The sequence below is a fragment of the uncultured Microbulbifer sp. genome, from assembly GCF_947489355.1.
Lineage (GTDB): Bacteria > Pseudomonadota > Gammaproteobacteria > Pseudomonadales > Cellvibrionaceae > Microbulbifer.
The window spans coordinates 1-1298 of sequence record NZ_CANLDD010000150.1 but is presented as its reverse complement, the minus strand read 5'-3'; the positions used below and the strand labels follow the sequence as shown (position 1 = coordinate 1298).

Below are 1298 nucleotides of genomic sequence, written 5' to 3'. Positions count from 1 at the left end.
CGCTATCCACTACAAAATCAAGGAAAATGGCCGTTATACCAGCAAGGCCATTTACACCATTCTTGGCCTGAACATCGAAGGCAAGAAAGAGTTGTTGGGCCTCTACCTGTCTGACCAGGAGGGCGCGCACCACTGGCTGAGCGTTCTGACTGATCTCTACAATCGTGGAATCAAAGACATCCTGATTGCCTGTATAGACGGCCTGCAGGGCTTTCCTGAGGCCATTGAAAGCATCTACCCCAAGACCGAGATTCAGCACTGCATCATCCACCAGATTCGCAACTCGATGAAGTACGTGGCCTCGAAGAGCCAGAAGGCCTTTATGGCCGACCTCAAGTGCGTCTACAAGGCGGCAACACTCAATGTTGCCGAGAACGCCTTGGACGAGTTGGAGGCCAAGTGGGGAGAAAAATACCCGGTGGTGATCAAGTCCTGGCGAGCCAAGTGGCCCACCCTATCGACGTACTTCAAGTATCCGGAATACGTGCGTACGCCGATTTACACCACCAACGCCGTTGAGGCTGTACACCGCCAGTTCCGCAAGCTGACTAAAACCAAGGGCGGCTTTGCCAATGAGAACAGCTTACTCAAGCTGCTTTACGCCGGTATACTGAAAGCCTCCGAGCGCTGGACGCACCCTATCCAGAACTGGAACTTGACGCTGTCACAGCTGACGATCCACTTCCCGGATCGCCTGGAGAAATATATCAGCCTATGAGGCTACTTGGCTGACACAGAGTTTTGAACACCCTCAACGATCGCATCATTAAACACAAGACCGGTCTGCTCAATCTGGCAGAAGAACTCGGCAATATCTCCAAAGCCTGTAAGATGCTCGGCGTATCGCGAGATACCTTCTATCGTTACAAAGAAGCCGTATCCAGCGGCGGCGTGGACGCCCTGCTGGAGAAAAACCAGCGGGTGCCAAATCACAATAACCGCGTTGACCCGACTATCGAAGAAGCAGTGCTGGCTTATGCCCTGGAAGAGCCTGCTCATGGGCAGGTACGGGTATCCAATGAGCTGCGTAAGCGCGGTGTCTTTGTGTCATCCAGCGGGGTTCGCAGCATCTGGTTGCGGCATGACCTGGCTAACTTCAGGCTCCGTCTGAAGGCGCTGGAAGCCAAAGTGGCAAAGGAAGGTCTGATTCTCACTGAATCACAGGTTCAGGCTCTGGAACGCAAACGTCATGATGACGAAGCCTGCGGCGAAATTGAGACCCAACATCCTGGTTATCTGGGCTCACAGGACACCTTCTACGTTGGGACATTCAAAGGTGTTGGACGTGTATACCAGCA

The 1298-nt window shown here is 53.2% G+C and carries 2 protein-coding genes; both read left to right on the top strand.

All coding sequences use genetic code 11. The features are described 5' to 3' along the window. On the top strand, window positions 1–718 hold a 718-nt coding region (locus Q1A48_RS21220; protein WP_299948845.1), incomplete at its 5' end, for an IS256 family transposase. Window positions 719–741: 23 nt separating this feature from the next. After that, window positions 742–1298 (top strand): helix-turn-helix domain-containing protein (locus Q1A48_RS21215; RefSeq protein WP_299948844.1); only part of this gene is annotated, 557 nt, incomplete at its 3' end.